Source organism: uncultured Phascolarctobacterium sp. (assembly GCF_937920985.1).
In the GTDB taxonomy this organism is placed as follows: domain Bacteria; phylum Bacillota; class Negativicutes; order Acidaminococcales; family Acidaminococcaceae; genus Phascolarctobacterium_A.
This window is the reverse complement of the sequence record NZ_CALDXR010000013.1, coordinates 43,884-68,364: the sequence shown is the minus strand read 5'-3', so window position 1 is coordinate 68,364 and position 24,481 is coordinate 43,884. Positions and strand designations below refer to the sequence as shown.

The following is a 24,481-nucleotide window of genomic DNA, read 5'->3' as shown; positions in this document are numbered from 1 at the left end:
GCCCCCGCATTGCTACAGAGGCCGTGATTGCCATTCAAAGCTCAGTTTTTCAGTTCGTTCTTTACCACAAACATTACCCATTGGGCGATATTCGTGGAATGGTCGGCAATGCGCTCCACATATTTGGCAATCATCAGATAGTCAACATATTGGGGTACATATTGCGGTTTTTGCTGCATAACAGTAGTCAGATGCTGACGCATTTCGGCAAAATAATTGTCTACCTCATCATCGGTAGCAATAACCTTATTGGCCAGCTCCAAATCATTTTCGCTGATTGCGCTGATGCTATCATACACCATCTGGCGCATTACCTGCAGCATAGCCATAAAGTTATCCGGCAGCGGCACAGGCTCCTTTTCTATCAGCTTCAAGGTGTATTGGCTGATGTCACTGCAATGGTCCGCAATGCGCTCCATATCTCCCACCAGCTTCAGGCAGCTGGCAATCTCGCGCCAGTCAGTTGCTACCGGAGTCTGTGTCAGCACCAGCTCCAGGCATTGCTTTTCGATATTGACCTCGCTGTTGTCAAAATTATCATCATCGCTGATAATCTGCTGCGCTAAGGCTGCGTCCTTCTGCTCCAGGTTGGCGATAACCTTATCCAGGGTATCCTCCAGATTTACACCCATCACGCGCACACTGTTGAGCAGCTGCTTCAGCTCCTCGTTGAATTTGTTACGTGTCATTTTATTGTTCCTTTCTCAACAAATTTAAATGCAAAGTAAGCAGCGATACATGAGAGGCTCCCCTTGGGGGGAGCTGGCGCCCACAGGGCGACTGAGAGGGGACTGCACTTATTAGCATTTCGACAGTATACCTTACTTTGTCCCCTAGGAGAGCCTTTCCGTGTCGCATTTACGCGCCTCTTCTTGCATCAACCGAATCTGCCGGTAATATACTCTTCTGTCTTAGGATTAGACGGATTAGCAAACAGTTGCTTCGTTTCGTTGAACTCAATCAGCTCGCCCAAAAGGAAGAAGGCTGTTTTGTCAGAAATACGCGCAGCCTGCTGCATATTATGCGTAACAATAACAATGGTGTAATCCTTTTTCAGCTCCAGAGCCAAATCCTCAATCTTCATCGTAGAAATCGGGTCCAGCGCACTGGTAGGCTCGTCCATGAGGATAACCTCCGGCTGCACAGCCAGGGTACGCGCAATGCACAGGCGCTGCTGCTGGCCGCCGCTCAGGCCCAGCGCACTCTTGCTCAGTCTGTCCTTCAGCTCGTCCCAGATGGCAGCCTGACGCAGACTGCGCTCCACAATCTCGTCCAGCTCGCTCTTTTTCGTCACGCCATGAATACGTGGACCGTAGGCAACATTGTCATAAATGCTTTTCGGGAAGGGGTTAGGCTGCTGAAAGACCATACCAACGCGGTGACGCAGGCTGATAGGGTCAATCTCCGCAAAAATATCCTTGCCATCCAGTGCAATGCTGCCTTCAATGCGCACGCCCTCCTCCAGGTCGTTCATTCTGTTCAGTGTTTTCAAAAAGGTGGATTTGCCGCAGCCAGAAGGACCGATAAGCGCGGTAATCTCCTTTTCCTTAATATCAAGATTTATTTTTTTCAACGCTTGGAATTTGCCGTAATACAAATCCAGATCCTGCACTAAAAATTTAGTTGCAGCGTTATCAATCGTCATTTTCTGCTACCTCCGGTTTTTGTGTCTAAATAAGTGCTCAGGTAACGTGCGCCCAGGCTAAAGGACAGCACAAGCAGCATTAATATTGCTGAAGAAAGGTTGGCCATCTGCGCCGCATTCGCAGCCAACGCCTCGGTACGCGATGCCCAAATATGCAGCGCCAGCGTTTCGCCCGGACGGAAGGGGTTCAGCGGGCAGGTCGGAGACAGCAGGTTCCAGCTGTTCCAGTTGATATCGGTGCTCATGCCTGCGGTATACAAGAGAGCTGCCGCTTCACCGAAGCCACGGCCTGCAGCCAAAATCACGCCAGTCATGATACGCGGCAGGCACGCCGGCAGCAGCACCTTGTAAATAGTCTGCCACAGCGTTGCGCCCATGGCCAGACTGCCGCGCTTATAGCCCTGCGGCAGCGATTTGAAGGCATCCTCCGTGACCGTCATAATCAGCGGAATACTGAGGATAGAAACTGCCAGCGCACCGCTGAACAGGTTCCACTGCGAGCCGGTCATCACGATAAACACCAGGTAACCGAACAGGCCGACAACAATGGACGGCAATGAGGACATCGTTTCGATACACATACGCAGAAACTTGGTGAAACTGCCCTGCTTAGCGTATTCCGCCATATAGATGCCGGCAGCGACACCCAAGGGCACGCTCACCAGCAGCGACAGGAAAACCAGATAAATAGTGTTGAAGAACAAATTACCGATGCCGCTGCCCTCAAAGGATATCAGGCTCCAGCTGAAATCCTTGAAGCCGTTAATAATAACATATAGGCCAAAGGCTACCAGCAGCAGGATAAAGAAGCCTGCTACGCAATAAAACACAGCTGTCATCAGCTTATCAATAAACTTTGCACGCGCTATACTGTCGTTCATGCCTGCTTCCCTCCTTTAGCAGTTAAAAAGTGGATGGCAAAGATGCAGGCCAGAGAAATGATAAACAGCAGCAACGCCATTGTCCACAAAGCAATGTTGTATTCACTGCCCTCCATGGCACCGCCCATATCTGCCGCAATCGCCGCCGTCAAATTGTTGGTCGGAGCAAGCAGCGAGCTTGGAAAGGCACGCATCTTGCCGATAACCATCGCTACAGCCAGCGCTTCGCCGAAGGCACGCGCCAGGCCCAGGATAACAGCCGTCATCAGACCGGTAACTGCCGCAGGCACTACCACCTTGGCAATAGTCTGCCAACGGGTTGCGCCAAGACCATAGGAAGCAGCGCGGTAGCTTTTAGGGATGCTGCGCAGTGCATCTGCCGCCAGACTGGTGATGGTCGGGAAAATCATCACCGCCAGTACAATACCTGCCGCTAATACGGAAAAGCCGAAGCGCAGGTTAAAAATATTTTTAATCAGCGGTACCAAAATGGTCAGGCTGATCCAGCCGTAAACTACGGAAGGAATGCCGACAAAAATTTCCACAGCCGGTTGGACAAAGCGCTTGCCCAGCTCCGGCGAAATCTCCGTCATAAAAATTGCGGTTGCCAAACTGAACGGTGTAGCAATCGCCAGCGCCAACGCGCAGGTAATAACAGAACCGAAAATAAAGATGGCTGCACCAACCTTGCCGCCGCCCTCAGTGCTGTCACTCGGCTCCCAATCTGCTGAAAAAAGAAACTCTGCAATACTGTGGTTGTATGTAGTAAACGTGCCTACGCCCTTGTAGCACAGGAAAGCGCCAATAGACAGCGTCAGAACAATGAGCGCCAGGCCGCAGCCGGTAATAATATAGCGCCACAACGCATCCTGCCTATAAGCATTTGTTGTAACCTGTTGCATAAACTATTCTCCTCTGATATAACTCGTGAATATTTCTTTCGTAAAACTAAAGGCTATGCAAAGGCTCGCAGCTGATAACTTACCAGCTTCTGCCCGGCACAGCCTTGATGTTTATTCTAAAGGGGATGAGAAGACCGGTAAGACGCATCTCTTGGCGTATGCTGTCTTCCTGCTTCCCATTTAGATGGAAGCGTAATAAATTTAATGACTCATGATATGACGCAGATGCGCCTTAGCCGAAGTCCATTTTAACGTTTAACCTGCATTTTAGCAGTAACACCATAACCCTGTTTTTCAATTTCCTTACCATAATCAGCAGAGAGGATGAAGTCCAGGAATGCTTTTACAGCGCCGGTAGCTTCGCCTTTAGTATACATGTGCTCATAACCCCATACAGGATATTTGCCGTTGTAGGTGTTGTCCAGAGTAGGCTCTACACCGTCGATTGCTACGGTTGCAACGTCTTTGTTATTTACGAGGTAGGACAGAGCAACATAACCGATAGCGCCTTTGTTATCCTTTACGCTTTGCAGCAGAGTGCCGGAGTCATCAGTTTCCAGAGATTTGTTGGTTGCTTCTTTAGCACCGCCCAGAGCGAACTCCTGGAAGAGAGCGCGGGTGCCGCTGGTAGCAGGACGGGTAATCAGAACGATAGGTTCATCCGGGCCGCCAACCTGTTTCCAGTTAGTTACCTTAGCAGTGAAGATGTCAGTCAGCTGAGCCTTGGTCAGGCTTTTTACTTTAGCTGTCAGGTCTTTGTTGATAACCGGAGCCATAGTAACTACGCAAACCTTGTGGTCTACAAGTCCTTTAGCAACTTCGGGTTTCAGCTTGCTTTCTGCCGGTACGTCAGAGTTACCGATGTTAACGCTGCCGTCTGCAACCTGTTTCAGACCGGTGCCGCTGCCGCCGCCGTTAAGGGTGATGGAAACATCCGGGTTAATAGCTTTGAATTTGCTTGCTGCATCCTTTGCCAGCGGCAAAAGTGCGGAAGAACCGCTGCCGGTTACACTGCCGGTAACCTTGCTGCCTGCTTTGTTATCTGCAGCCTTGTTATCACTGCCGCAGCCCAGAGCACCGAGTGCTACCATAGCTGCCAAACCTAAACATGCGACTTTTTTCAATTTCATAATATATTTCCTCCTTCAACCATCGTCTAATAATTTATTTCCGATAAGTTCTGCGCCTTATCAGTAGTGTTCGTGGTTTATGATGCTAGTATAATATATCATTGTTAAGGAAGTATTATGCCGATGTTAAGAGCATGTTAAATAGCAAAAAATGCGCAAAAAAAGCACCTGCCTATCATTTTGCTGATAAACAGGTGCCTATACTTACTGTATTTTTGTTTTTGCGGTAATACCCTTTTAGCTTACGCAGACAGCTTAGAAGCCAATTCGCGTACCTCTGCTTCTGTAAGCTTAGAGTGACGGACGGTGAACTCGATACTCATACCGTCAGCCAGTAAGCCTTGGGCAAGCTCTATTCTGTTTGCCTGCTCTTTTTCTTCAGCTTTTTTCGCTACTTCTTTCGCTAATGCTTCGGCCTTTCTTGCAGCATATTCTTCAATTACATCAGTCATTTTTTCTTCGCCCTCCTTGCTGTATTTCAAAAACTCCATGCGCTCAGCAAAGTCATGATAATGCAGATTCTTTGGCTCTGTACAATATAAATCCTGCATCAGTTTACCAAGCGCTGTATTATCTCGACGCTGGCTGTTGACATAGATAATGCGCGAACCATCTTCAAAGCATTTCGCATTTTCATCGATTCTGCGCCTGATATTATACAGTGGCAAATTATCGTGCAAGACATCGTTTTCTGTAATAAAAATTACGTAGGTATCCGGCAGTTCTTCGTAGAGCTTACCAGGCTGCAGGAAGTGTGTATCAAGGATACTGCTGTAAAATCTGGCGCGTCTTGCAGGTGCGCCTTCATCGCTTCTCTGCACCTCTACGTTAAAATAACGTCCTTTGCTATCCTGCGCTAAAATATCCAGTTGAGAAGAATGTCCGTAGATGTTTTGGATAAAGCTCTGTATCCTGACATTTCTCACCTTAATTTTATCATCTCTCAGGATAACGCGCAAGAAAACCTGCGCTGCTTTTTTGTTGTCATCTAGCATAAAATTCATAAACCTATTGTTCATCATGCAAAGGCTGCCAATGACCTGCTTGATTTCGCTTTCTTGACTTGTTTCATTTGTCTGCATTACTTCAACTCCCTTCCTAAAAAAACGCCCTATGTACTACTTCAATAATACATAAGGCGTTCTCAATGACGCTGCGACGACCGTACTCCAGGCAGGCGTGCAAAAATCTTACGAATATATATTATCTGATTTTTCAGATTTTGTCAAGAGGAAAGAAGTTATAAGTTTTTCCCTTAAAAATAGGGTAATTTTAAGGGAAAGCTTTGGTATGTAAGGGAAAAGCACCTGCCTATCATTTTGCTGATAAACAGGTGCTTTGAAATTTAGGTTAGATTGGCTTACTTGCCCTCTTCGAGGATAATTCGACATTCAGTTTCTCGCGGCGCTACGCTTGCGACAAACTGTGTCTCATTTACCAGTTCTGCCACGTTTGGTGAACGGTACGCCTTTAGCGCACAGCGGGCAGGTTGCCGGATCAAAGGTTTCTACGTTCAGGTGCAGCAGAGCTTCGGTGCGAACGCCAAAGTCTACCTTGCCGCCGCTGCGGTCAACCAGCAGGCCAACGCCTACGAGCTCGCCGCCATGCTCTTTAACTACTTCCATAACCTCTTTAACGCTGCCGCCGGTGGTTACGATGTCTTCAACAACCAGTACGCGGGTGCCTGCCGGGATTTGGAAGCCACGACGCAGAGTCATTTTGCCGTTTTCACGCTCGGTGAAGATAGCGCGGGTGCCCAGAGCCTTGCCAACCTCATGAGCCAGCAGAATGCCGCCGGTCATCGGGCCAACTACCAGTTCAACATTGTCGTTTTCATAACGACGTGCGATTTCCTGGCACAGGCGCTCGGTATATTTAGGATGCTGCAGTACGTTGAATTTTTCAACATACATAGGGCTGTGCAGACCGCTGGTCAGCAAAAAGTGACCATGGAGAACTGCTTCAGTTTCCTCGAGCATTTTCATAACATCTTTTTCTTCTAAAACTGCCATTTGCTTACACTCCTTTAATCTCTTCTACAATTGCCAATGCTGCTGCCTGTCTTGCTTCAGCCTTAGTAATAGGTCTGCCTACTACAATGTGGCTGCTGCCGTTTTGCAGAGCGCCTGCCGGTGTTGCTACGCGCTTCTGGTCATCCAGAGAGCTGCCCGCAGGACGTACGCCCGGAGTAACAATCAAAAACTCAGGACCGCAAGCCTCACGGATAGCTGCAGCTTCCTTAGGAGAAGCAACAACGCCGTCCATGCCTGCTTCCTTCGCCAGCTTAGCCAGGCTGATAACTTGCTCGGCAATGGTATTTTTATAATTCAAATCAGCAAACTGTTCATCATCCATGCTGGTAAGAATGGTTACAGCAATCAGCTTCGGTGCCGGACGGCCTGCTGCCTCAGCAGCCTCATGCACAGCCTTAACAGCCTCTGCCATCATCTTTTTGCCGCCGACAGCATGAACGTTCATCATGTCTGCACCCAAATCGCTGAGTACGGTAAGTGCATGAGCAACAGTGTTAGGAATATCCTGCAGCTTGAGGTCCAGGAAAACATGCTTGCCCTGTTCCTTTAAAAAGCGGATGATTTCGCTGCCTACTGCATAATAAAGCTCCATGCCAACCTTGTAGTAGCTTACTGCGTCACCCAATTCGACAACGCAAGCCTTAGCCTGCTCCAAGGTAGGAAAGTCGAGTGCGACTATTAATCTATCATCATGTTGCATGAGAAAATCTCCCTATTAAATATATTTTTCCAAGACGCCGGAGAATAACGTTATAAATCGTCGTTATTCAGCTTCGTTAAACAACGGCATGCTTTTTTTACCTTCAGGTAATGCCAGGCCGACAATTTCGGAAATATTCTGCGCGTTGTGTCTGTCCAGATATGCCAGCATACCATGGGCAATGGTTTCAGCGATATCAGGCTGTACAAAGTTTGCGGTGCCAACTGCTACCGCACTTGCGCCTGCCAGCATGAACTCAATTGCATCCTCGGCACACATGATGCCGCCCATGCCAATGATGGGGATATGCACAGCCTGCGCTACCTGGTAAACCAGGCGCACTGCTACCGGACGTACAGCAGGACCACTGAGGCCGCCGGTTACATTGCCGAGCACAGGACGCTGACGCTCAATATCAATCTTGGTACCGAGCAGCGTGTTAATCATGGAAATTGCATCTGCACCTGCTGCCTCTACAGCCTTGGCCATTACCACGATATCAGTTACGTTAGGAGAAAGCTTGGCGATAACCATTTTGCTGGTGTTGGCCTTAACCGCACGTACAACCTCAGCAGCTGCCTCCGGCACAGTGCCGAAAACAATGCCGCCCTCTTTGACGTTCGGACAGGAGATGTTGATTTCTACAGCATCAACACCATCTACGTCCAGCTTTTTGGCAACAGCGCCGTATTCCTCGGGAGAATGGCCGTAGATGTTGACAATAACAGGAACATTATATTTTTTCAGCTCAGGCAGAGTGTGCTCCAAGAAGTACTCGCTGCCGGGGTTTTCCAGACCGATGCAGTTCAGCATGCCGGACGGGGTTTCTACTGCACGCTGGCCCTTATTGCCTGCTGCAGGCTCTAAGGATGTACCCTTTACGGTAACAGCGCCAACCTTTTCCAGGTCGAGAAAATCGGTAAATTCCAGGCCAAAGCCAAAGGTGCCGGAGCCGGTAGTAACAGGTGTAGCCATCTTCACACCGGCAATATCAACTGCCAGGCGACCATCATACAATGCTTTTACCATTCTCCTACCTCCTCTGCCCAGAATACCGGGCCGTCCTTGCAGACCTTAATGCGTTTACCGATGCCTTCGCAGGCACAGGACAGGCACGCACCAAGACCGCAGGCCATGTATTTTTCCAGAGATACCTGACATTTTACGCCAGCCTCTAAGCAGGCATTGGCAACTGCGCGCATCATCGGTACAGGACCGCAAACGTATACGCAGTCATAGCCGCCCTCTTTCAACAGCTGCGGCAGCAGGGCCATTACGGTGCCCTTGGTGCCGACACTGCCATCATCGGTGGTCAGGTAAATATTTTTGCTGAGACTTTCATAAAGCTTGGTCCAGAACAATTCCTCGGCACTGCGGCCGCCCATCAGGATATCGGTATTGCCTTCACCGAAGCCCTCTGCCAAAAACAGCAGCGGAGCCAGGCCCAGACCGCCGCCGACCAGCAGCGGTTTCTTGGCGCTCATATCAAAGCCGTGTCCCAGCGGGCCGACGATGCTCAGCTCGTCGCCGCTGCAAACGTCAGCCAGAATATGAGTTGCTTCACCGATGATACGATAAATCATGGTGATGGTGCCCTCAGCCTTGTTAACTCCTGCTACGCCGAAGGGACGGCGCAGCAGCGGAGCAGTATTCTTGCACACCTTCACGTTGACGAACTGTCCGGGGACAGCTTCGGCAGCGATTTCCGGTGCATAAACATTTATTAATTTTGTCGTACTATTTAAAACTCGTTGACCAATTACCTTGGCACTCGCAATAGTTTTAGACATAATCAATCCTCCCAGGTCAGATCCTGCAGAGCGGTAACGCGTACAACGCTACGACGACGCATTGCGCTCATAACGTTCAGCAGCTCGCGTGCAGTATCCATAGAGGTCAGGCAGGCAATTGCATGCTCTACGGTAGAACGGCGGATCTTGAAGCCGTCACGTTCAGCGTCACGACCGTGGTTGGTGGTGTTGATAACCATACCGATGCGGCCGCTCTTGATATCATCAATCAGGTTCGGATGACCTTCGCTTACTTTAGTAGCAACCTCAACGGTTACACCGTATTGCTGCAGATATTCCGCAGTACCGTCGGTTGCGATAACGGTGTAGCCCAGTTCTTCAAAGCCGCGGGCAATAGCAACTGCCTCAGGCTTATCCATATCAGCAACGGTAATCAGGATTGCACCCTCGTGCGGTACATTGATACCGGAAGCGATGCAGGCCTTATACAGCGCACGGCTGTACTGGTAGTCGCAGGCCATAACCTCACCGGTGGATTTCATTTCAGGTCCAAGGGTGATATCAACATTGCTCATCTTGTTGAAGCTGAATACAGGAGCTTTAACAGCATAGTAGTCCGGGAAGAAGCGCAGACCTGCTTGCAGGCCCTGCTCTTTGAGGCTCATGCCCATTGCGCATCTGGTAGCAACGTCTACCATGGAGATGCCGGTAATCTTGCTCAGGAACGGTACAGTTCTGGAGGAACGCGGGTTAACCTCGATTACATATACATGCTCGTCACGAACGATGTACTGAATGTTAATCATGCCCTTAACTTCCAGGCCCAGAGCCATCTTGTTGGTGTATTCGATAATAGTGCGGATAACACTTTCGCTCAGGCTGCGCGGCGGATATACGGCGATGGAGTCACCGCTGTGTACGCCTGCACGTTCAACGTGTTCCATGATGCCGGGGATTAATACTTCCTTGCCGTCGCAGATAGCGTCAACCTCTACCTCAGTACCCTGCAGGTAATGGTCAACCAGTACCGGATGCTCGTGAGAAGCCTTAACGGCATAGGTCATGTAGTTGCGCAGCTCGTCATCGTTATAAACGATTTCCATAGCACGGCCGCCCAGTACGTAGGAAGGACGAACCATGGTCGGATAGCCAACATTGTGAGCAGCAACCAGTGCACCCTCGGTATCGAATACGGTGTGGCCTTGCGGACGCGGAATATCGCAGCTTGTCAGCAGCTCGTCGAAGCGTTCACGGTCCTCGGCGCGGTCGATGCTGTCAACGGAGGAGCCCAGAATCTTCACGCCAGCGCGGGAGAGCGGGCCTGCCAGGTTGATAGCGGTCTGACCACCGAATTGAACGATAACGCCTTCCGGTTTTTCTTTGTCGATAACGTTGAGAACATCCTCAACAGTCAGCGGCTCAAAGTACAGTTTATCGGAAATATCGAAGTCAGTGGAAACGGTTTCCGGGTTGTTGTTGATGATAATGGTTTCATAGCCCATTTCCTTCAACGCCCATACGCAGTGTACGGAGCAGTAGTCGAATTCTACGCCCTGACCGATACGGATAGGACCGGAGCCGAGTACAACTACTCTCTTTCTGTCGCTTACTTCAACCTCATCCTCGGTTTCGTAGCAGGAATAGTAGTACGGGGTTGCAGCTTCAAATTCCGCAGCGCAGGTATCAACCATTTTGTAGGTCGGCAGAATGCCGTTAGCCTTACGCATATCGCGGATTTCAAACTCAGTCTTGCCTACGCGTTTACCAATAACAGCATCGGCAAAGCCCATTCTCTTAGCCTTACGCAGCAGGCTCGGAGTCAGCTCGTGAGTTTCCAGATCTTTTTCCATTTTAATGATGTTTTGGATTTTGGAAAGGAACCACAGGTCAATCTTGGTGATATCGTGAATCTCTTCCAGAGTAATACCGCGGCGGATAGCCTCAGCAACAACGAAGCAGCGCTCGTCGTCAATGAGTTTGATGCGGTCATGAATTTCTTCATCGCTCAAAGCCTTCAGCTCAGGCATTTCCAGATGGTTGAGCCCGATTTCCAGGCAGCGAACTGCTTTCAGCATGGAAGCTTCAAAGCTGCGCTCAATTGCCATAACCTCACCGGTAGCCTTCATCTGAGTGCCCAGGGTGCGGTCAGCGGTTACGAATTTATCGAACGGCCAACGCGGGAATTTCAGTACGATATAGTCAATGGTAGGCTCGAAGCAAGCCTTAGTCTTTTTGGTAACAGCGTTTTCGATTTCGTCCAGGTTGTAGCCGACAGCAATTTTGCTGGTAACCTTAGCAATCGGATAACCAGTAGCTTTGGAAGCCAGTGCGGAAGAACGGCTTACACGCGGGTTAACTTCGATTACATAGTAGTTTTCGGAGTACGGGTCGAGAGCCAGCTGTACGTTACAGCCGCCAACTACGCCCAGCTCACGCACGATATCGATAGAAGCCTGACGCAGCAGCTGTACTTCTTTATCGCTCAGAGTCTGTGCCGGAGCCACAACGATGGAGTCTCCGGTGTGTACGCCAACAGGATCCAGGTTTTCCATGGAGCAGACGGTGATGCAGTTGTCAGCAGCGTCGCGGATTACTTCGTATTCGATTTCCTTCCAGCCGGCGATGCTGCGTTCAATCAGGCATTGGCCGATGGGGCTGTAGCCCAGGCCCTTTTGCACGATATCAATCAGCTCTTCCTCGTTTTCAGCAATACCGCCGCCGGTACCGCCGAGGGTATAAGCAGGACGGACAATCAGCGGATAGCCGATTTCCTTGCCGAAATCGCAAGCAGCTTCAATGGTTTCTACGATAGTGCTTTCAGGAATCGGCTGATGGATTTTCTCCATAGTTTCCTTGAACATTTCGCGGTCTTCACCACGTTTGATAGCGCTGATCTGAGTGCCCAGCAGACGAACATTGTACTTGTCCAAAATGCCTTGCTCTTCCAGCTTCATAGCCATGTTCAGGCCAACCTGACCACCAAGAGTTGCCAGCAGGGAATCAGGACGCTCACGTTTGATAATTTTTTCAATGAATTCAACGCTGATAGGTTCAACATATACACGGTCAGCCACATGCACATCAGTCATAATGGTTGCAGGGTTACTGTTAATCAGTACAACCTCCAGGCCTTCTTCCTTCAGAGCACGGCAAGCCTGAGTCCCTGCATAGTCAAACTCTGCTGCCTGACCGATGATAATAGGGCCGGAGCCGATAACGAGAACCTTTTTAATATCTTTAAGTTTCGGCATAATTAACGACCCTCCATCATATCAACAAAATGTTTAAACAAATAATCATGATCGCCGGGGCCAGGGCAGGCTTCCGGATGATATTGAACGGTAAAGGTAGGATGCTTGGTGTATTCCAAGCCTTCGATAGTACCATCGTTCATGGAAATATGGCTGATGTTGATGCCCTTGCCTTCCAGAGATTTTTCATCTACAGCATAGCCGTGGTTTTGGGCGCTGATGTAGATGCGGCCGGTTGCCAGGTATTTTACCGGTTGGTTGATACCGCGATGGCCGAATTTCATTTTATAGGTATCAGCGCCGTTAGCCAAAGCCATGAGCTGATGACCGAGGCAGATACCGAAAATCGGTTTCTTGCCGATTAATTTCTTAATGTTTTCAATAACCTCAGGCAAATCCTTCGGGTCGCCAGGGCCATTGGACAGGAAGATGCCGTCCGGATCGCATGCCAGTACCTCTTCTGCGGTAGCGGAAGCAGGGAATACTGTCAGGCGGCAGCCAAAGGCTTCAATGGATTTCAGGATATTGCGTTTAATACCGAAGTCCATAACAGCTACATGCAGCTTGCCCTCACCCATGGTGTAAACCTCGGGAGTGGTAACCTGCTCAACCTGGTTGCATACTGCCGGTAAAGCCAGCAGCTTCTGTACTTCATCATCAGGCATTTCTGCCGGAACGATTACGCCCTGCAGTACGCCGTGATTACGGATTTTACGGGTGATAGCACGTGTATCTACACCTGCTAAGGTCGGGATATCCTGTTCAATCAGGAAGTCCTCCAGGCTCTGTTCATTGCGCCAGTTGCTGGGGCAATCGCACAGCTCGCCGATAACGAAGCCCTGGAAGAAGCATTGCTTACCTTGGTTAAACAGCGGGTTGCAGCCATAGTTGCCTACCAGAGGATAGGTCATTACAACAATCTGACCGCAGAAGGACGGGTCGGTCAAGGTCTCCTGGTAACCGCTCATGCCGGTGGTGAATACAACCTCACCTACAGCATTGCGCTTGCCACCATACAGAGTACCTTCAAAAACGCTGCCGTCTTTTAAAACTAATTTTCCTTTTCTTACTTTTTCGTGCATACTACACCATTCCTCATTACAAAATTACCGTGCAGCATAGTGGCAACTGCCTTGCCGGTGCAAGCCTTGCCTTCGTACGGGGTGAATTTGCCGCGGGTATAGAATTTGGAGCTGTCAACAGTCCATTCTTTATTTAAGTCCATAATAGTGATATCAGCAACGCTGCCCTCTTTCAGGGTGCCGCCGGCCAGCTTGAACAGCTTAGCAGGCTCGCAGCTCATTTTGCTGATAATAGTATTCAAATCAAATACATGGGTGTGATACAAGTCAGTCAGCATTACTGCCAGAGAGGTTTCCAGACCGCAGAAGCCGTTCGGAGCATAACGGAATTCAACATCCTTTTCTTCCGGTGCGTGCGGGGAGTGGTCGGTAACGATTGCGTCAACAGTGCCGTCTAAAACAGCCTCGCGCATAGCCTGTACGTGGTCTGCACTGCGCAGCGGCGGGTTAACGCGGGTTGCGGAATTATAATCTGCGCAAGCCTCATCAGTCAGAGTCAGATGATGTACGGTTACTTCACTGGTAACATTTACGCCGCGTTTTTTAGCCTGGCGGATGATATCGATAGCACCCTTGGAGGCAACGTGGCAGATGTGTACATGTGCGCCGGTGTATTCAGCGATGATGCAGTCACGTGCAACAGCGATATCCTCACTGATTGCCGGTACGCCCGGTACGCCGATACGTGCGGAAACAACGCCTTCATGCATGTAGCCTTCGGAATCCAGTTCAGGATCAATTGCATGGCACAGCAAAGGTTTGTCAAAAGCGGTTACATATTTGGCAGCCAGCACCATCAGGCGGGAGCTCTTTACATAGTGACCGTCATCAGAGAAGCCCATAGCGCCTTTTTCTGCCATGTCGCCCATCTCTGCCAGCTCTTCGCCCTTTTCGCCCTTGCTGATTGCGCCGATAACTTCAACGTTAGCGTAGCTTTCCTCGCGAGCGCGTTCTTTGATACCGCTTACTACGATGGAGGTATCAATAACAGGCTTGGTATTCGGCATGCAAGCAACGGTGGTTACACCGCCGGCAGCAGCAGCCTTGGTACCGCTGATAATATCTTCTTTAGCTTCCAGGCCGGGCTCACGCATATGAGTGTGTACGTCAATCAGACCAGGAGTTACTACGAGGCCGGTTGCATCAAAAACCTCGTCAGCAGCTTCGGCAATATCCTTGCCCAAAGCTTTAATTTTGCCATCCTCAACGAGGATATCCATTACAGCATCTAATTTTTGGCTGGGGTCTACTACCCTGCCGTTTTTAATCAACGTTTTCAATGTGTTTACCTCCTGTCAAAGTCAAGAATAAGAGTGCCATACGTACAGCTACGCCGTTTTGTACCTCAGTACGGATTGCGGCGTTATCGCAGTAACCAACCTCCCAGGAGATTTCCAGACCACGGTTCATCGGGCCGGGATGCAGCACGGTTACGTCAGGCTTAGCCAGCTTCAGGCGGTTTTCATTAATACCGAAGATACGTGCATATTCACGCGGAGACGGGAACAGGCCCTTTTGCTGACGCTCCAGCTGGATACGCAGGATATCGATTACGTCAGCGCCTTCGATTGCTTCTTCAACGCGTTTGTGTACAGTAACGCCCAGAGAAGCGATGTCGTGCGGCAGCAGAGTCATAGGACCTGCAACGTGTACCTCAGCGCCCATTTTGGTCCAGGCAGCAATATTGGTGCGGGCAACACGGCTGTAGAGAATATCGCCGATAATTGCCATTTTCAAGCCCTTCAGGTTTTTACCCTGCTCACGGATAGTAAACATATCCAGGAAGCCTTGAGAAGGATGTGCGTGTGCGCCATCGCCTGCGTTGATGATTACAGGATCAGCAACCTTAGCAGCATAAGCTGCAGCGCCTTCAATGGGGTGACGCATAACAATCGCATCGCAAGCCATGGATTGTACAGTCAGGATGGTGTCGCGCAGGCATTCACCTTTGACAACACTGGAGGAGGATGTAGTGATGTTTACTACATCGGCTCCCAGATATTTGCCTGCCAGCTCGAAGGATGTACGGGTACGTGTACTGGGCTCATAGAACAGATTGATGATAGATTTACCGCGCAGTGAGGGCACCTTTTTGATATCTCTCTTCATAATCTTCTTCATTTCCTCAGCTGTTTTCAAAACCAGCTCGATTTCCTCAACGCTGAGGCTTTCCAGATCCAGTATATCTCTGCCACCCAGAGATACATTTGATTTAGCCATTAGCTTTACCTCCTGTTTTTTATAATAAAATTGCATAATAAAAGGCCTTCTCGTCCCATGATGGTGCAAAAAGGCCTTAGGTTTCATAATAACTTATACCTTGCAGTCTCACAGGACCAATTTAAAGGTGCAAATTGATTGTATATATTTTACACCTTAATGAAGAATACGTCAAATATTTCGAGGTAAAATCTTGGCAGGAATTTTTCAGGTATAGTATAATAAAGAAGATTAAAAAATTGCGAGGTAATTATGCGAAACACTATTATAGATAATCTGCGTGGCATCTGCATGCTTGGCGTCATCGGTATTCATATCGGCAGCCTGGCACTTGCCCCCAACAACTTTACTCTTTACTTATTACTGGAGATTTTAAGCCGTTACAGCGTCCCCTCCTTTTTCTTTATCTCCGGCTACGGCCTGGCCTGTACGGATAAAGGCCTATTAAGCGGCAGCCGGCTGAACTATATCGACTTTATGAAGAAGCGTCTGCGGGGAGCAGGCCTGCCCTACCTCAGCTGGTCGCTTTTTTACATGTTCTACTTCTGGCTGATTCTGCCACCGGGCTTCGTCAGCTGGAATCCGCTGCATGTGGCCTATGTATTATTCTTCGGCCTTGGCTGCTACCATTTGTATTTTATGGTCATCCTGCTGTGGTTTTATGCAAGCTATCCGCTCTGGCGTCGGCTTCTGCGTATAATTATACATCAAAGCATACCGTTTATGCTATTGCTTTTATTCATTTTTCAGCTTGCTTTCAACTGGTGGACAACGCATCCGGGCTTGAATACAGCTGGTTGGAGTGTTCTGGCTAAAAATTTCTTTGATTATCGCCTCAACTATCTCCCCTTGCATTATCTGCTTATTTTTATGAGCGGCGGCCTGGCAGCCTGCTATTGGCAAAAATTCATCACCCTTCTGCGCAGCTACAGCGCAATGGTATGCGTAATTTTTGCTGCAAGCGTTGCCTGGGACGTGCAAAGCTGCTACGAAGCAGTTACGGTCAAAGGCTACACGCTGATTGATCTGGCCAATACCTATCACCAGCTCAGCCCGCAGGGGCTCTGCTACACCGTCGGCTCGTTGCTCTTCTTCTGCCTGGCACTGGACTGGCTGGAGCGCAGAGCGCAGGCAAAAGCACATACAGAGGCTCCCAATGCACTGCAATCTATCCCTCAAGCAGCATCGCATACAAAGGAGGCTCCCCTTGTCGTCGCAAGCGACATTAGCACGACCAACAGCTTGTCGCCGCGCAAGCTCACGACAAGCTGGGTCTTAGCGTCGGGGAGCTGTCACCGTAAGGTGACTGAGAGGGGTTCCCTCGCCAACCTTCTCTATAAAGCCATCAGCATTCTCTCCGCCTACTCCATGCTCATCTACTTTGTGCATCCGCTGCTCTTGGACTGGCTCAGCAGTGCCTACAACCATTTCAGCATTATCATGACCGTTAAAAAAGTAGCCCTCTCCTACGTATTACTGGTGCTCGGCTCGTTGGCGCTCAGCATTCTGCTGACGAAAGCATTTGAAAAATGCAGTACGGCAAAGCTGCTGTTCACAGGTAAACGGTGAATTCAATACAAAGCAAAAAGACGTTGCGTGCTTTTCAGCACACAACGTCTAATTTTTTCTTTTAAAATTTACAGTTGAGCCTTCATTAATTTCTTATATACCTCAACGCCGGGCTGGTCAAATGCATCCACATCCGCCAGCTCTCCCTCGTAGGCAATCGTCAGCATCAAAAAGTACATCAGCTGACCAAGATAATACTCATTCAGCTTTGGCAGTGTAAAGCGCGCATTGTAACGGTTATCACCCGTCAGCGCCGCTTCATTGGCATTCAGCGCCGCCTTGAGCGCCTTCGCCATATCCAGGCCCTCGTATTTATCGAAGAACGGTACATCGGCAAAGGGATTATGCAAAACTGCCTCCACCTCAGGATTGGCAACCTCCAGGAACTGCACCACCTTATTCAGACGGCCATCCTGATGCTGCTGTGTCTGCGCATGCATATCCGTCGTACCAACCGCAACAATCGGCGTTCTACCGTAGTAAACTACCTCACCCTCACGGTTGCGGCGCTTGCCCAACGATTCCGCCAACAGCTGCACGTACCATTCGCTCAACGATTTCAGGCGCATGCTGTATGGCATGAACACCTCAATATCGCGTCCGCGCTCATAGGCCATGAATTTCAGTAAAGCATTGAGCAGTGCCGGGTTCTCCGCAGGCTCCGCCTGCTGGCAATAGATATCCATATCACGCGCACCGCGCAAAAACTCCTCGATATCACCGCCCAGGGCAGCCATCGTCACGAGTCCCGGGTCAGTCATAATGCAGAAGCGGCCGCCAATGCCCTCCTTGATATCAAAGCGCTCCCAGCCAAATTTTTCCGCCAGCTGCAACAGCGGCGCAGTTTCCACCGGAGCCTTTAAATCGGTAACTACCGTGCAGTCAAGGTCGATATCAGCATTTTGAGACAAATTAGCATAAAAATACGTAAAGGCCGAAATAGTTTCCAGTGTAGTACCGGATTTGGAAATCGGCACCAGCATAATCTTCAGCTTTTTGCCTTCCTGCGCACTTACTCCAGCCATACGGCGCATCTTGAACAGCAGCGAATTACAGTCCACCGGGTCAAGATTGTTGCCGGAAAAATAAATGCAGGGCTGGCCTTGGCGCAGTGTCGCACTGGTGTTCCAATGATAACCGCCAAAGGCATCAAACAAAACCTTGTTGCCCAGGTAGGAGCCACCAACACCCAAAAAGATCACTACATCCTTGCTGCGCAAATGCTTGCTGTAGCGCATCAGCTTAATAATCGACTGCTCTGTATTGGGGTTGCCGTCAGCAATATATGGCATCCGCGGAAAGTAAACATGCTCCGGCGTGCCATCCTTAGATAAATGATTCTTGGAAAAACCGGTACTTCGCAGCTCGCACACAGCCTTTTCGGCTGCGGCTCCCTGCTGCTGCAGTGCCTGCTCCACTTCCTGCGCTTGCAGTCTGCCCGCTCCAACCATATTGTTGAAGTCAAAAACAATACCGCTGGGCATAACAATTTTATATTCCAAAATATACACTCCCAAATATTAGTTGCACCTATAATATGCTATTGTACATATGTTATTATAACATATTCATATAGTAAATTCCATAGACTATAAGAGCAAGTAATATTTTATCGCAAACAAGACTGAAGCTTTATTTTACCTCTACCAGCTCAATATGGAAGTTCAATTCCTTACCAGCCATTTCATGGTTAGCATCAAAGGTTATGTTGGTATCGTCCTTTTCAGTTACCAGTACAGGTACCGGCTGACCAAATTGATTCTGCAGATAAACTCTCTGGCCGACGGTCAGGTTTTCGGAACCCGGCAGCTGGGCAATCGGCATGGTGAAGATAGCCTGCGGATCAGCCTCGCCATATGCTTCTGCCGGCAGCAGATGGATATCAACCTCAGCACCAACCTCCAGGTCAGCAACAGCTGCGTCAAAGCCTTTGATCATCTGGCCTGCGCCGCAAACAAATTCCAGCGGCTCGCCACGGTCATAGGAGGAATCAAATTGCTTGCCGTCATTAAAGGTACCTTTATAGTGTACGCGACAGGTTTTTCCTACATTACGTCCGGTTAATTCATTGCTCATTATTAATTCACCTCATAAAAATTTTTGATATAAAGCCGTTATAAGCGTATATCAGTTACAGTTATGTATATTATACTATATATCGCTGTTTATTTCACCTCAAAAAAAACGGCAGCCGGTTAAATGCCGACTGCCATCATATTTCCGGCTCTGCACATCAGCCCTTTTATTCACCTTCCTGCAGAAAGATACTGCCTCATCAGACCCTTAAAGCCCTGCTTTTTGAAGTCCTTCAACGGCAAATATTCAATTTCAACACTGTTATTAGCGTATTCAGACCTCATTTCATTGAACTCTTCCACAGTCATATCTGTTTCCTGCGCAGCATCTGCCTCACTTCTACAGTTCATGTTACGGTAAACGCAAAGGCCGTCATCCTTCGGCCAGGTAAAATAAAGCTCATAGCATCCGAGGTTGCCGTCAGGCTGCAAATGCTCCACAGCAAGCACCTGATGCGAAATGCCGGTGCCGCCTCGTGTCACCAGATTGTCATTTGCCATAAGCTGCAAACTGCTGCGGCTCCAGCCCTCCGCAACGTATTTCACTCTGTCGTCCGCAAAGGTGTAAATCGCATAAATCTCCTTACCGTAATGCCCCACGCCGCGTTTTTGGCTAATCCAACCGATAAGCAACTCCGGAACACCGTCGCCGCTGATATCCTGCAGCGTGTAGCCAAGCTGCTGCAGGGCTGCCTCCCGGCTGGCGAAATCCCGCACCTCGCAGATGCCTGTTCTTCCCTGCTCCGGCAGGTTATCACTCGTACCGTCAGAGATAAATTCATAAACGCTGTCTACAACCTTCGCATATTCCTGCTCATAGACCGGCGCTGCTTTGGCAGCGGCCTCCGCCTTAGGCAAATCCATCTGCGGCAATACGGCATTTTTTTCTGTGCCGTAACCGGCAAATGCCGCCAGAAGCATTGCCAGGCACATGCTCTTAAACAGCTTCCGCTTCATTACGCCACCTCCTGTCAAAAGATGTTTTAGCAAAAATTGCTTTGTCCTTTACTTTGCTTAATGAACGTCATGCTCGCAGTAAATAATTTCCGAAATCACATCTTTAGAATCCAATTTCACATAAAAGCTCTTGTGCAGGAATTTTTGCCCTCTTGCGTTATAGGCATATTTCAACCAGCCGATCATATAATGCGTATCAGAACGGCCTCCGCCCATATAATCATCCTCCCAGCCGTTCATTTTCAGGTAACCGTCCAAACGAATCTGGCTGTCAGTATTAAGCAGCTGGCCGACAGCATAGCCTGCCATCATGCCATGAAGCTTATTGATTTTCACCTCACTAACTCTGTTTTTTGACGAATCTATATAGAACAAGCGCGGTCCGACCTGCAGCTTCTTATCGGCATAGGAGATAGTATCATCCGTATTCTGCTCCACAGGCCCCGGGTAATAGGCACCTGAAGCAAAAATCTCGGGATCCATAATCCAATCTGCCTCCAGGGCAGCATTAAAGCGTCCTGCTGCGCTGGCAGCTTGCGGGGTTGTATCAAGATATTTGCTTGCCATAAAACCAACATGGCCCTTTTCAGTAGTACCAAGAAGCCATTTATATTCACTTTTTACTACATCCACAACTCTGCTTACATAAAATTTATCTCCCCTTTGCAGCATGGTGATAACATCACAATCGGTGTTAGGCTGTGTTCTGACATTAACATCAGTTGCGTTGCAATATACCTCCAGCGGCCAGCCGGGATAAGACCTGAGCTCGTTGGCCAAATAAGCTGTGTTAACTTCAGCAAAGGCAGTGTTGGCAAATATTGCCAGACCAAGCGCTGCGCTTAAGAATATTTTCTTTTGCATATCCATCCCTCCTATTCCTGCCATCTGCGTTACTGGCAGTTATTTTCCTGATTATATTGTAGCGTGAAAAGAAGAAAAGCGCCCTACCCGAAAGCGCGAATTCGGGTAGGGCGAGGGGGAATTTTTGGGGAGGAAAGGTAAATTCTTATGCCTCATCAAGCTCCTGCAAACGTTTCAGCTATATATTATCTCTATTATACCATAATCCCCCGAAAACTTTCTTCTCCCAAGTGCTATTTTCAACAATTCAGTGTATAATTAAAGCATAAATAAATTCAGAAACGGAGAATCCTCACATGAACTGCTTACTGATTAAAAACGCGGATGTCTATGCTCCGCAGCCCCTCGGAATCGTCGACCTCCTGATCATCAACGACAAAATCGCCAAAATAGGCCAACAGCTCACCGCTCCCCAAGGCCTGGACTGCCAAATCCTTGACGCCCAAGAGCGCAAGGTAGTCCCCGGTTATGTTGACCAGCACGTGCACATCATCGGTGGCGGCGGTGAATCCGGCCCCTACAGCCGCACGCCGGAAATCAACCTCAGCGAGCTGACAAAGGTTGGCATTACTACCGTAGTCGGCGTATTAGGCACCGACGGCACCTCAAGGCATAACGAAAGCCTGCTGGCCAAGGCCAGAGGTCTGACGCATGAAGGCATCACCGCGTACATGCTCACCGGCTCCTACGAAATCCCCCTGCACAATATGACCGGCGATGTACGCCGCGACATCATCCTGATTAACGAATGCCTTGGCATCGGCGAAGTTGCTCTATCCGACCACAGAAGCTCGCAGCCTACACGCGAGGAGCTGGAAAAGGTGCTTACTCAGGCTCGTCTGGGCGGCATGCTTTCCGGCAAGGCCGGCGTCGTGCAGTTCCACATGGGCGTGGGCAAGCGTGGCATGGACGTCCTGCTGGCGATTGTCAAGGAAACAGAAATCCCCGCCCGTCATTTTATCCCCACCCACGTTAACCGTGCCTTCCATCTTTTTGAGCAGGCCAAGGAATTTGCCCGCTTAGGCGGTTATGTGGATATCACCTCCGGCATCAGGGAACAGGATGGCTTCCCTGCCTGCGTCAAGCCCAGTGACGCTATCAAAATTCTTTACGAAGAGGGCGTGCCGCTGGACAGAATCACCATGAGCTCAGATGCCAACGGCTGCATGAGCGTAACGCTTCCGGACGGCAGGCGAAAGCAGCTTGCTGTATCGCCGGATTCCTTCCAGGAGGAGGTTAAGGAGGCTCTGCTTGCAGGCGTTCCCACGGATGTTGTAGCAAAGGTTGTCAGCAGTAATCCTGCGCAGGCGAACGGCTTATATCCGCAAAAGGGCTGCCTGCAGCCTGACAGTGATGCCGACCTGATTATTTACAGCAATACATATGACGTTGACACTGTAATTGCCAAAGGTCAGATTATGGTGGCAGCAGGTGAAGCGCTTGTAAAAGGTACTTTTGAAAAATAAAAAGGGTAAGTTGTAAAAAAGGATTCCGCCAGACTACCTGCATCAGGTAAGCTGCGGAATCCTTTAATTTTATGGGAACCATAGCTTATATTCTCTCTGCCATAACCCTGCACCTTTTCTTATAAAAGGCAATGCCATACGCCCAAATATCCTCACGTCCCTCATCACGCAAATATTCGTCATAATGACGCTCATGTATCTGCTGCAAAGCTTTCGCGCACGCGCCGTCCAGCTCCGTAATCCCGCTAACGCTCTTCAGCTCAATAACAAGTCCGGCATCAGGATCATCGGTTTCCACTATTATATCAGCAAAGCCATCGCCTGCTTCCCTATTAGAACGCACCAGCCACTCAGCATTACCGATAAGCAAGCCTGCCAAAAATAAGTGATAGCTGTTTTCCCTATCCTTTGCTTGTCCCTTGATATCAAAAAGGCTGATATTATTACTCAAAGTCTTGTTTAAATATCTTTCTGCTGCCTTGGCATCACCTTTTGCTAAAGCCTGCCAAAAAAGCTCCAGCTGCTCCGTATTGGCAAAAACAATGCGCTTAAACCAATCCTGTATTTGCAGCTTATAAACCTCTCTAACCTCCGCGTTAGGGATAATAAGCTTATAAGCACCATCCTCCGTCATGCCTGCCTGAGTCAGATAACCAGTCGTAAACAAAACGCTCCAAAGGTTCTCGATACTATTATCAATCTCATCATAGGTCAAATCAAGACGCAAATGCTTTTCTATCTGCTCACCTGCAACAAGACGCTCCAGCTCATCCCTCGTGGATTTATCTGCCTTATCCACAAAACGCTTCACTAAAGCATTGCTGCTGGTGTTAATCCAGTAAGCCTGCGGCTTTGCCTGAGCATCATAGCGCAGCAAATCCACGTAATTGATTACATCCCAAGGACAATATACATCGGCATCGCCAAAGCGGTAACCGTCATACCATTCCTTGATTTCCGGTAAATGCTCCTCCAAATGATAGGCAGCAAGCAGCTGGCTCACCTCATCTTCAGTAAAACCAAACTGTTCATCAAAACGCGGATCAGTTATAGAAAGCACCTTAAAATTATTCATGCCGGTAAAAATGCTTTCCTTCGATACGCGCAGACAGCCTGTCAAAACAGCAAACTTCAGAAAAGGATTGCTTTTTAACGCGTTGCCAAATATGCCTCTGAGCAGCGTAACCATTTCTCGGTAATAGCCATTTTGAAAGGCCTTATCCAAAGGAACATCGTATTCATCAATAAGAATGATAGCCTGCTTATCATAATGCTTACACAAAAGTTCTGAAAGCTTTTGCAAAGAGGTGGCAAGGATTTTTTCATCCATAGTGTATATTCCCTCACGCATAGCAATCAGCGCACGGTATTCATCCTTATCCTTTTCGGTAAGCTTGTCACTAGCAAGCAAAAAAGCAAAGCGTCTGGCTTCATTAGCAACTATGTTAGTAAATGCATAGCTTGCTTGCTCAAAGCTCTCGCCGTCAACTCCCTTGAGCGAAATAAACAGCACAGGGAATTTTCCAAGATACTGCTCGCAAAGCGGCTGCTTTTCAGCTATATAAAGTCCATCAAACAGAGTTCTGTCCGTACCTATTTCAAAAAAGCACTTGAGCATGCTCATATTTAGAGTCTTGCCAAAGCGACGCGGTCTGGTAAACAGATTTACTGCGCCCCAGTTCTCCAAAAGCTGCTCAACAAGCCTTGTTTTATCAACATAATAAAATTCACTTTTGCGGATTTCTTCAAAGCTGTCTATGCCTACAGGCAGCTTTAATTGCTTAGTCATTATATAACACGCTCCCTTCTGAAGCTATTCGGGAAGTATTGAAAGGATGTCTTCATATAAACCCTCACGCTTAAGCTTTCCTTAAGCCACCAGCTTACGCAAGGCTCCTTCTATAAAGTTGCAAAAGATATTGATATACGAATTGCGCACAAAATGCGCACATGCG

At 48.9% G+C, this 24,481-nt stretch carries 20 protein-coding genes and 1 pseudogene; 2 read left to right on the top strand and 19 right to left on the bottom strand.

The window, feature by feature from the left end:
- Positions 1-41: 41 nt before the first annotated feature.
- The 14 genes from phoU to Q0612_RS02045 form a co-directional block, all read right to left on the bottom strand.
- Complete coding sequence (gene phoU / locus Q0612_RS02110; protein ID WP_293828839.1) at positions 42-689, bottom strand: phosphate signaling complex protein PhoU; 648 nt, start codon at positions 687-689, stop codon at positions 42-44.
- A gap of 188 nt (positions 690-877) precedes the next feature.
- Positions 878-1,645 carry a phosphate ABC transporter ATP-binding protein PstB gene (gene pstB / locus Q0612_RS02105; RefSeq protein ID WP_298880151.1) on the bottom strand — a complete coding sequence of 256 codons (768 nt, stop codon included), beginning with the start codon at positions 1,643-1,645 and terminating at the stop codon, positions 878-880.
- Entirely contained in the window at positions 1,642-2,526 is an 885-nt protein-coding gene (gene pstA / locus Q0612_RS02100) for a phosphate ABC transporter permease PstA (protein ID WP_298880148.1), read from the bottom strand. The genes pstB and pstA overlap by 4 nt, the downstream gene beginning before the upstream one ends.
- Positions 2,523-3,428, bottom strand: a complete 906-nt coding sequence (pstC, locus tag Q0612_RS02095; RefSeq protein WP_298880145.1) for a phosphate ABC transporter permease subunit PstC — start codon at positions 3,426-3,428, stop codon at positions 2,523-2,525. The genes pstA and pstC overlap by 4 nt, the downstream gene beginning before the upstream one ends.
- Positions 3,429-3,676: 248 nt before the next feature.
- Positions 3,677-4,558, bottom strand: coding sequence for a phosphate ABC transporter substrate-binding protein (locus Q0612_RS02090; protein WP_298880142.1), 882 nt, complete (start codon positions 4,556-4,558; stop codon positions 3,677-3,679).
- Positions 4,559-4,800: 242 nt separating this feature from the next.
- On the bottom strand, positions 4,801-5,640 hold the full coding sequence (locus Q0612_RS02085) for an Rpn family recombination-promoting nuclease/putative transposase (RefSeq protein ID WP_298880140.1): 840 nt from the start codon (positions 5,638-5,640) through the stop codon (positions 4,801-4,803).
- Between the two features lie 348 nt (positions 5,641-5,988).
- Positions 5,989-6,570, bottom strand: a complete 582-nt coding sequence (gene pyrE / locus Q0612_RS02080; RefSeq protein WP_210684238.1) for an orotate phosphoribosyltransferase — start codon at positions 6,568-6,570, stop codon at positions 5,989-5,991.
- A 4-nt stretch (positions 6,571-6,574) separates the two neighbouring features.
- Positions 6,575-7,291 carry an orotidine-5'-phosphate decarboxylase gene (gene pyrF, locus Q0612_RS02075; protein ID WP_021719580.1) on the bottom strand — a complete coding sequence of 239 codons (717 nt, stop codon included), beginning with the start codon at positions 7,289-7,291 and terminating at the stop codon, positions 6,575-6,577.
- Positions 7,292-7,354: 63 nt separating this feature from the next.
- Positions 7,355-8,320, bottom strand: a complete 966-nt coding sequence (locus tag Q0612_RS02070) for a dihydroorotate dehydrogenase (protein WP_293828854.1) — start codon at positions 8,318-8,320, stop codon at positions 7,355-7,357.
- Positions 8,314-9,081, bottom strand: a complete 768-nt coding sequence (locus Q0612_RS02065) for a dihydroorotate dehydrogenase electron transfer subunit (RefSeq protein ID WP_210684235.1) — start codon at positions 9,079-9,081, stop codon at positions 8,314-8,316. Before Q0612_RS02065 ends, Q0612_RS02070 begins: the two co-directional genes overlap by 7 nt.
- Positions 9,082-9,083: 2 nt before the next feature.
- Positions 9,084-12,293, bottom strand: a complete 3,210-nt coding sequence (gene carB, locus Q0612_RS02060) for a carbamoyl-phosphate synthase large subunit (RefSeq protein ID WP_298880131.1) — start codon at positions 12,291-12,293, stop codon at positions 9,084-9,086.
- Positions 12,294-12,295: 2 nt separating this feature from the next.
- Positions 12,296-13,375 (bottom strand): carbamoyl phosphate synthase small subunit, encoded by a 1,080-nt coding sequence (locus tag Q0612_RS02055; protein WP_293828858.1) that lies wholly within the window; start codon positions 13,373-13,375, stop codon positions 12,296-12,298.
- Positions 13,360-14,655 (bottom strand): dihydroorotase, encoded by a 1,296-nt coding sequence (locus Q0612_RS02050; protein WP_298880125.1) that lies wholly within the window; start codon positions 14,653-14,655, stop codon positions 13,360-13,362. Before Q0612_RS02050 ends, Q0612_RS02055 begins: the two co-directional genes overlap by 16 nt.
- Positions 14,639-15,595 (bottom strand): aspartate carbamoyltransferase catalytic subunit, encoded by a 957-nt coding sequence (locus Q0612_RS02045; RefSeq protein ID WP_040564652.1) that lies wholly within the window; start codon positions 15,593-15,595, stop codon positions 14,639-14,641. The genes Q0612_RS02050 and Q0612_RS02045 overlap by 17 nt, the downstream gene beginning before the upstream one ends.
- A 252-nt stretch (positions 15,596-15,847) precedes the next feature.
- Here Q0612_RS02045 and Q0612_RS02040 point away from each other — a divergent pair, with 252 nt between their 5' ends.
- Positions 15,848-17,164, top strand: a complete 1,317-nt coding sequence (locus tag Q0612_RS02040; RefSeq protein ID WP_298880118.1) for an acyltransferase — start codon at positions 15,848-15,850, stop codon at positions 17,162-17,164.
- A 68-nt stretch (positions 17,165-17,232) separates the two neighbouring features.
- On the opposite strand, the gene Q0612_RS02035 is transcribed toward Q0612_RS02040, so the two are convergent.
- From Q0612_RS02035 to Q0612_RS02020, 4 genes and pseudogenes are all read right to left on the bottom strand, one after another.
- Complete coding sequence (locus tag Q0612_RS02035; RefSeq protein WP_298880115.1) at positions 17,233-18,666, bottom strand: glucose-6-phosphate isomerase; 1,434 nt, start codon at positions 18,664-18,666, stop codon at positions 17,233-17,235.
- Between the two features lie 130 nt (positions 18,667-18,796).
- Positions 18,797-19,228, bottom strand: a pseudogene (locus Q0612_RS02030) (peptidylprolyl isomerase); the annotation flags it as partial.
- A 182-nt stretch (positions 19,229-19,410) separates the two neighbouring features.
- The gene (locus Q0612_RS02025) at positions 19,411-20,196 is read right to left on the bottom strand and encodes a hypothetical protein (protein ID WP_298880107.1); all 786 of its coding nucleotides are present in this window, start codon (positions 20,194-20,196) and stop codon (positions 19,411-19,413) included.
- A 57-nt stretch (positions 20,197-20,253) separates the two neighbouring features.
- Positions 20,254-21,060: an SH3 domain-containing protein gene (locus Q0612_RS02020; protein ID WP_298880104.1), complete on the bottom strand. Its 807-nt coding sequence runs from the start codon at positions 21,058-21,060 to the stop codon at positions 20,254-20,256.
- A gap of 296 nt (positions 21,061-21,356) precedes the next feature.
- Here Q0612_RS02020 and iadA point away from each other — a divergent pair, with 296 nt between their 5' ends.
- The gene (gene iadA, locus Q0612_RS02015; RefSeq protein WP_298880101.1) at positions 21,357-22,526 is read left to right on the top strand and encodes a beta-aspartyl-peptidase; all 1,170 of its coding nucleotides are present in this window, start codon (positions 21,357-21,359) and stop codon (positions 22,524-22,526) included.
- 85 nt (positions 22,527-22,611) lie between these two features.
- On the opposite strand, the gene Q0612_RS02010 is transcribed toward iadA, so the two are convergent.
- A complete protein-coding gene (locus Q0612_RS02010) occupies positions 22,612-24,315 on the bottom strand; it encodes an AAA family ATPase (protein WP_298880098.1) in 1,704 nt (567 codons plus the stop codon).
- Positions 24,316-24,481 lie beyond the last annotated feature (166 nt).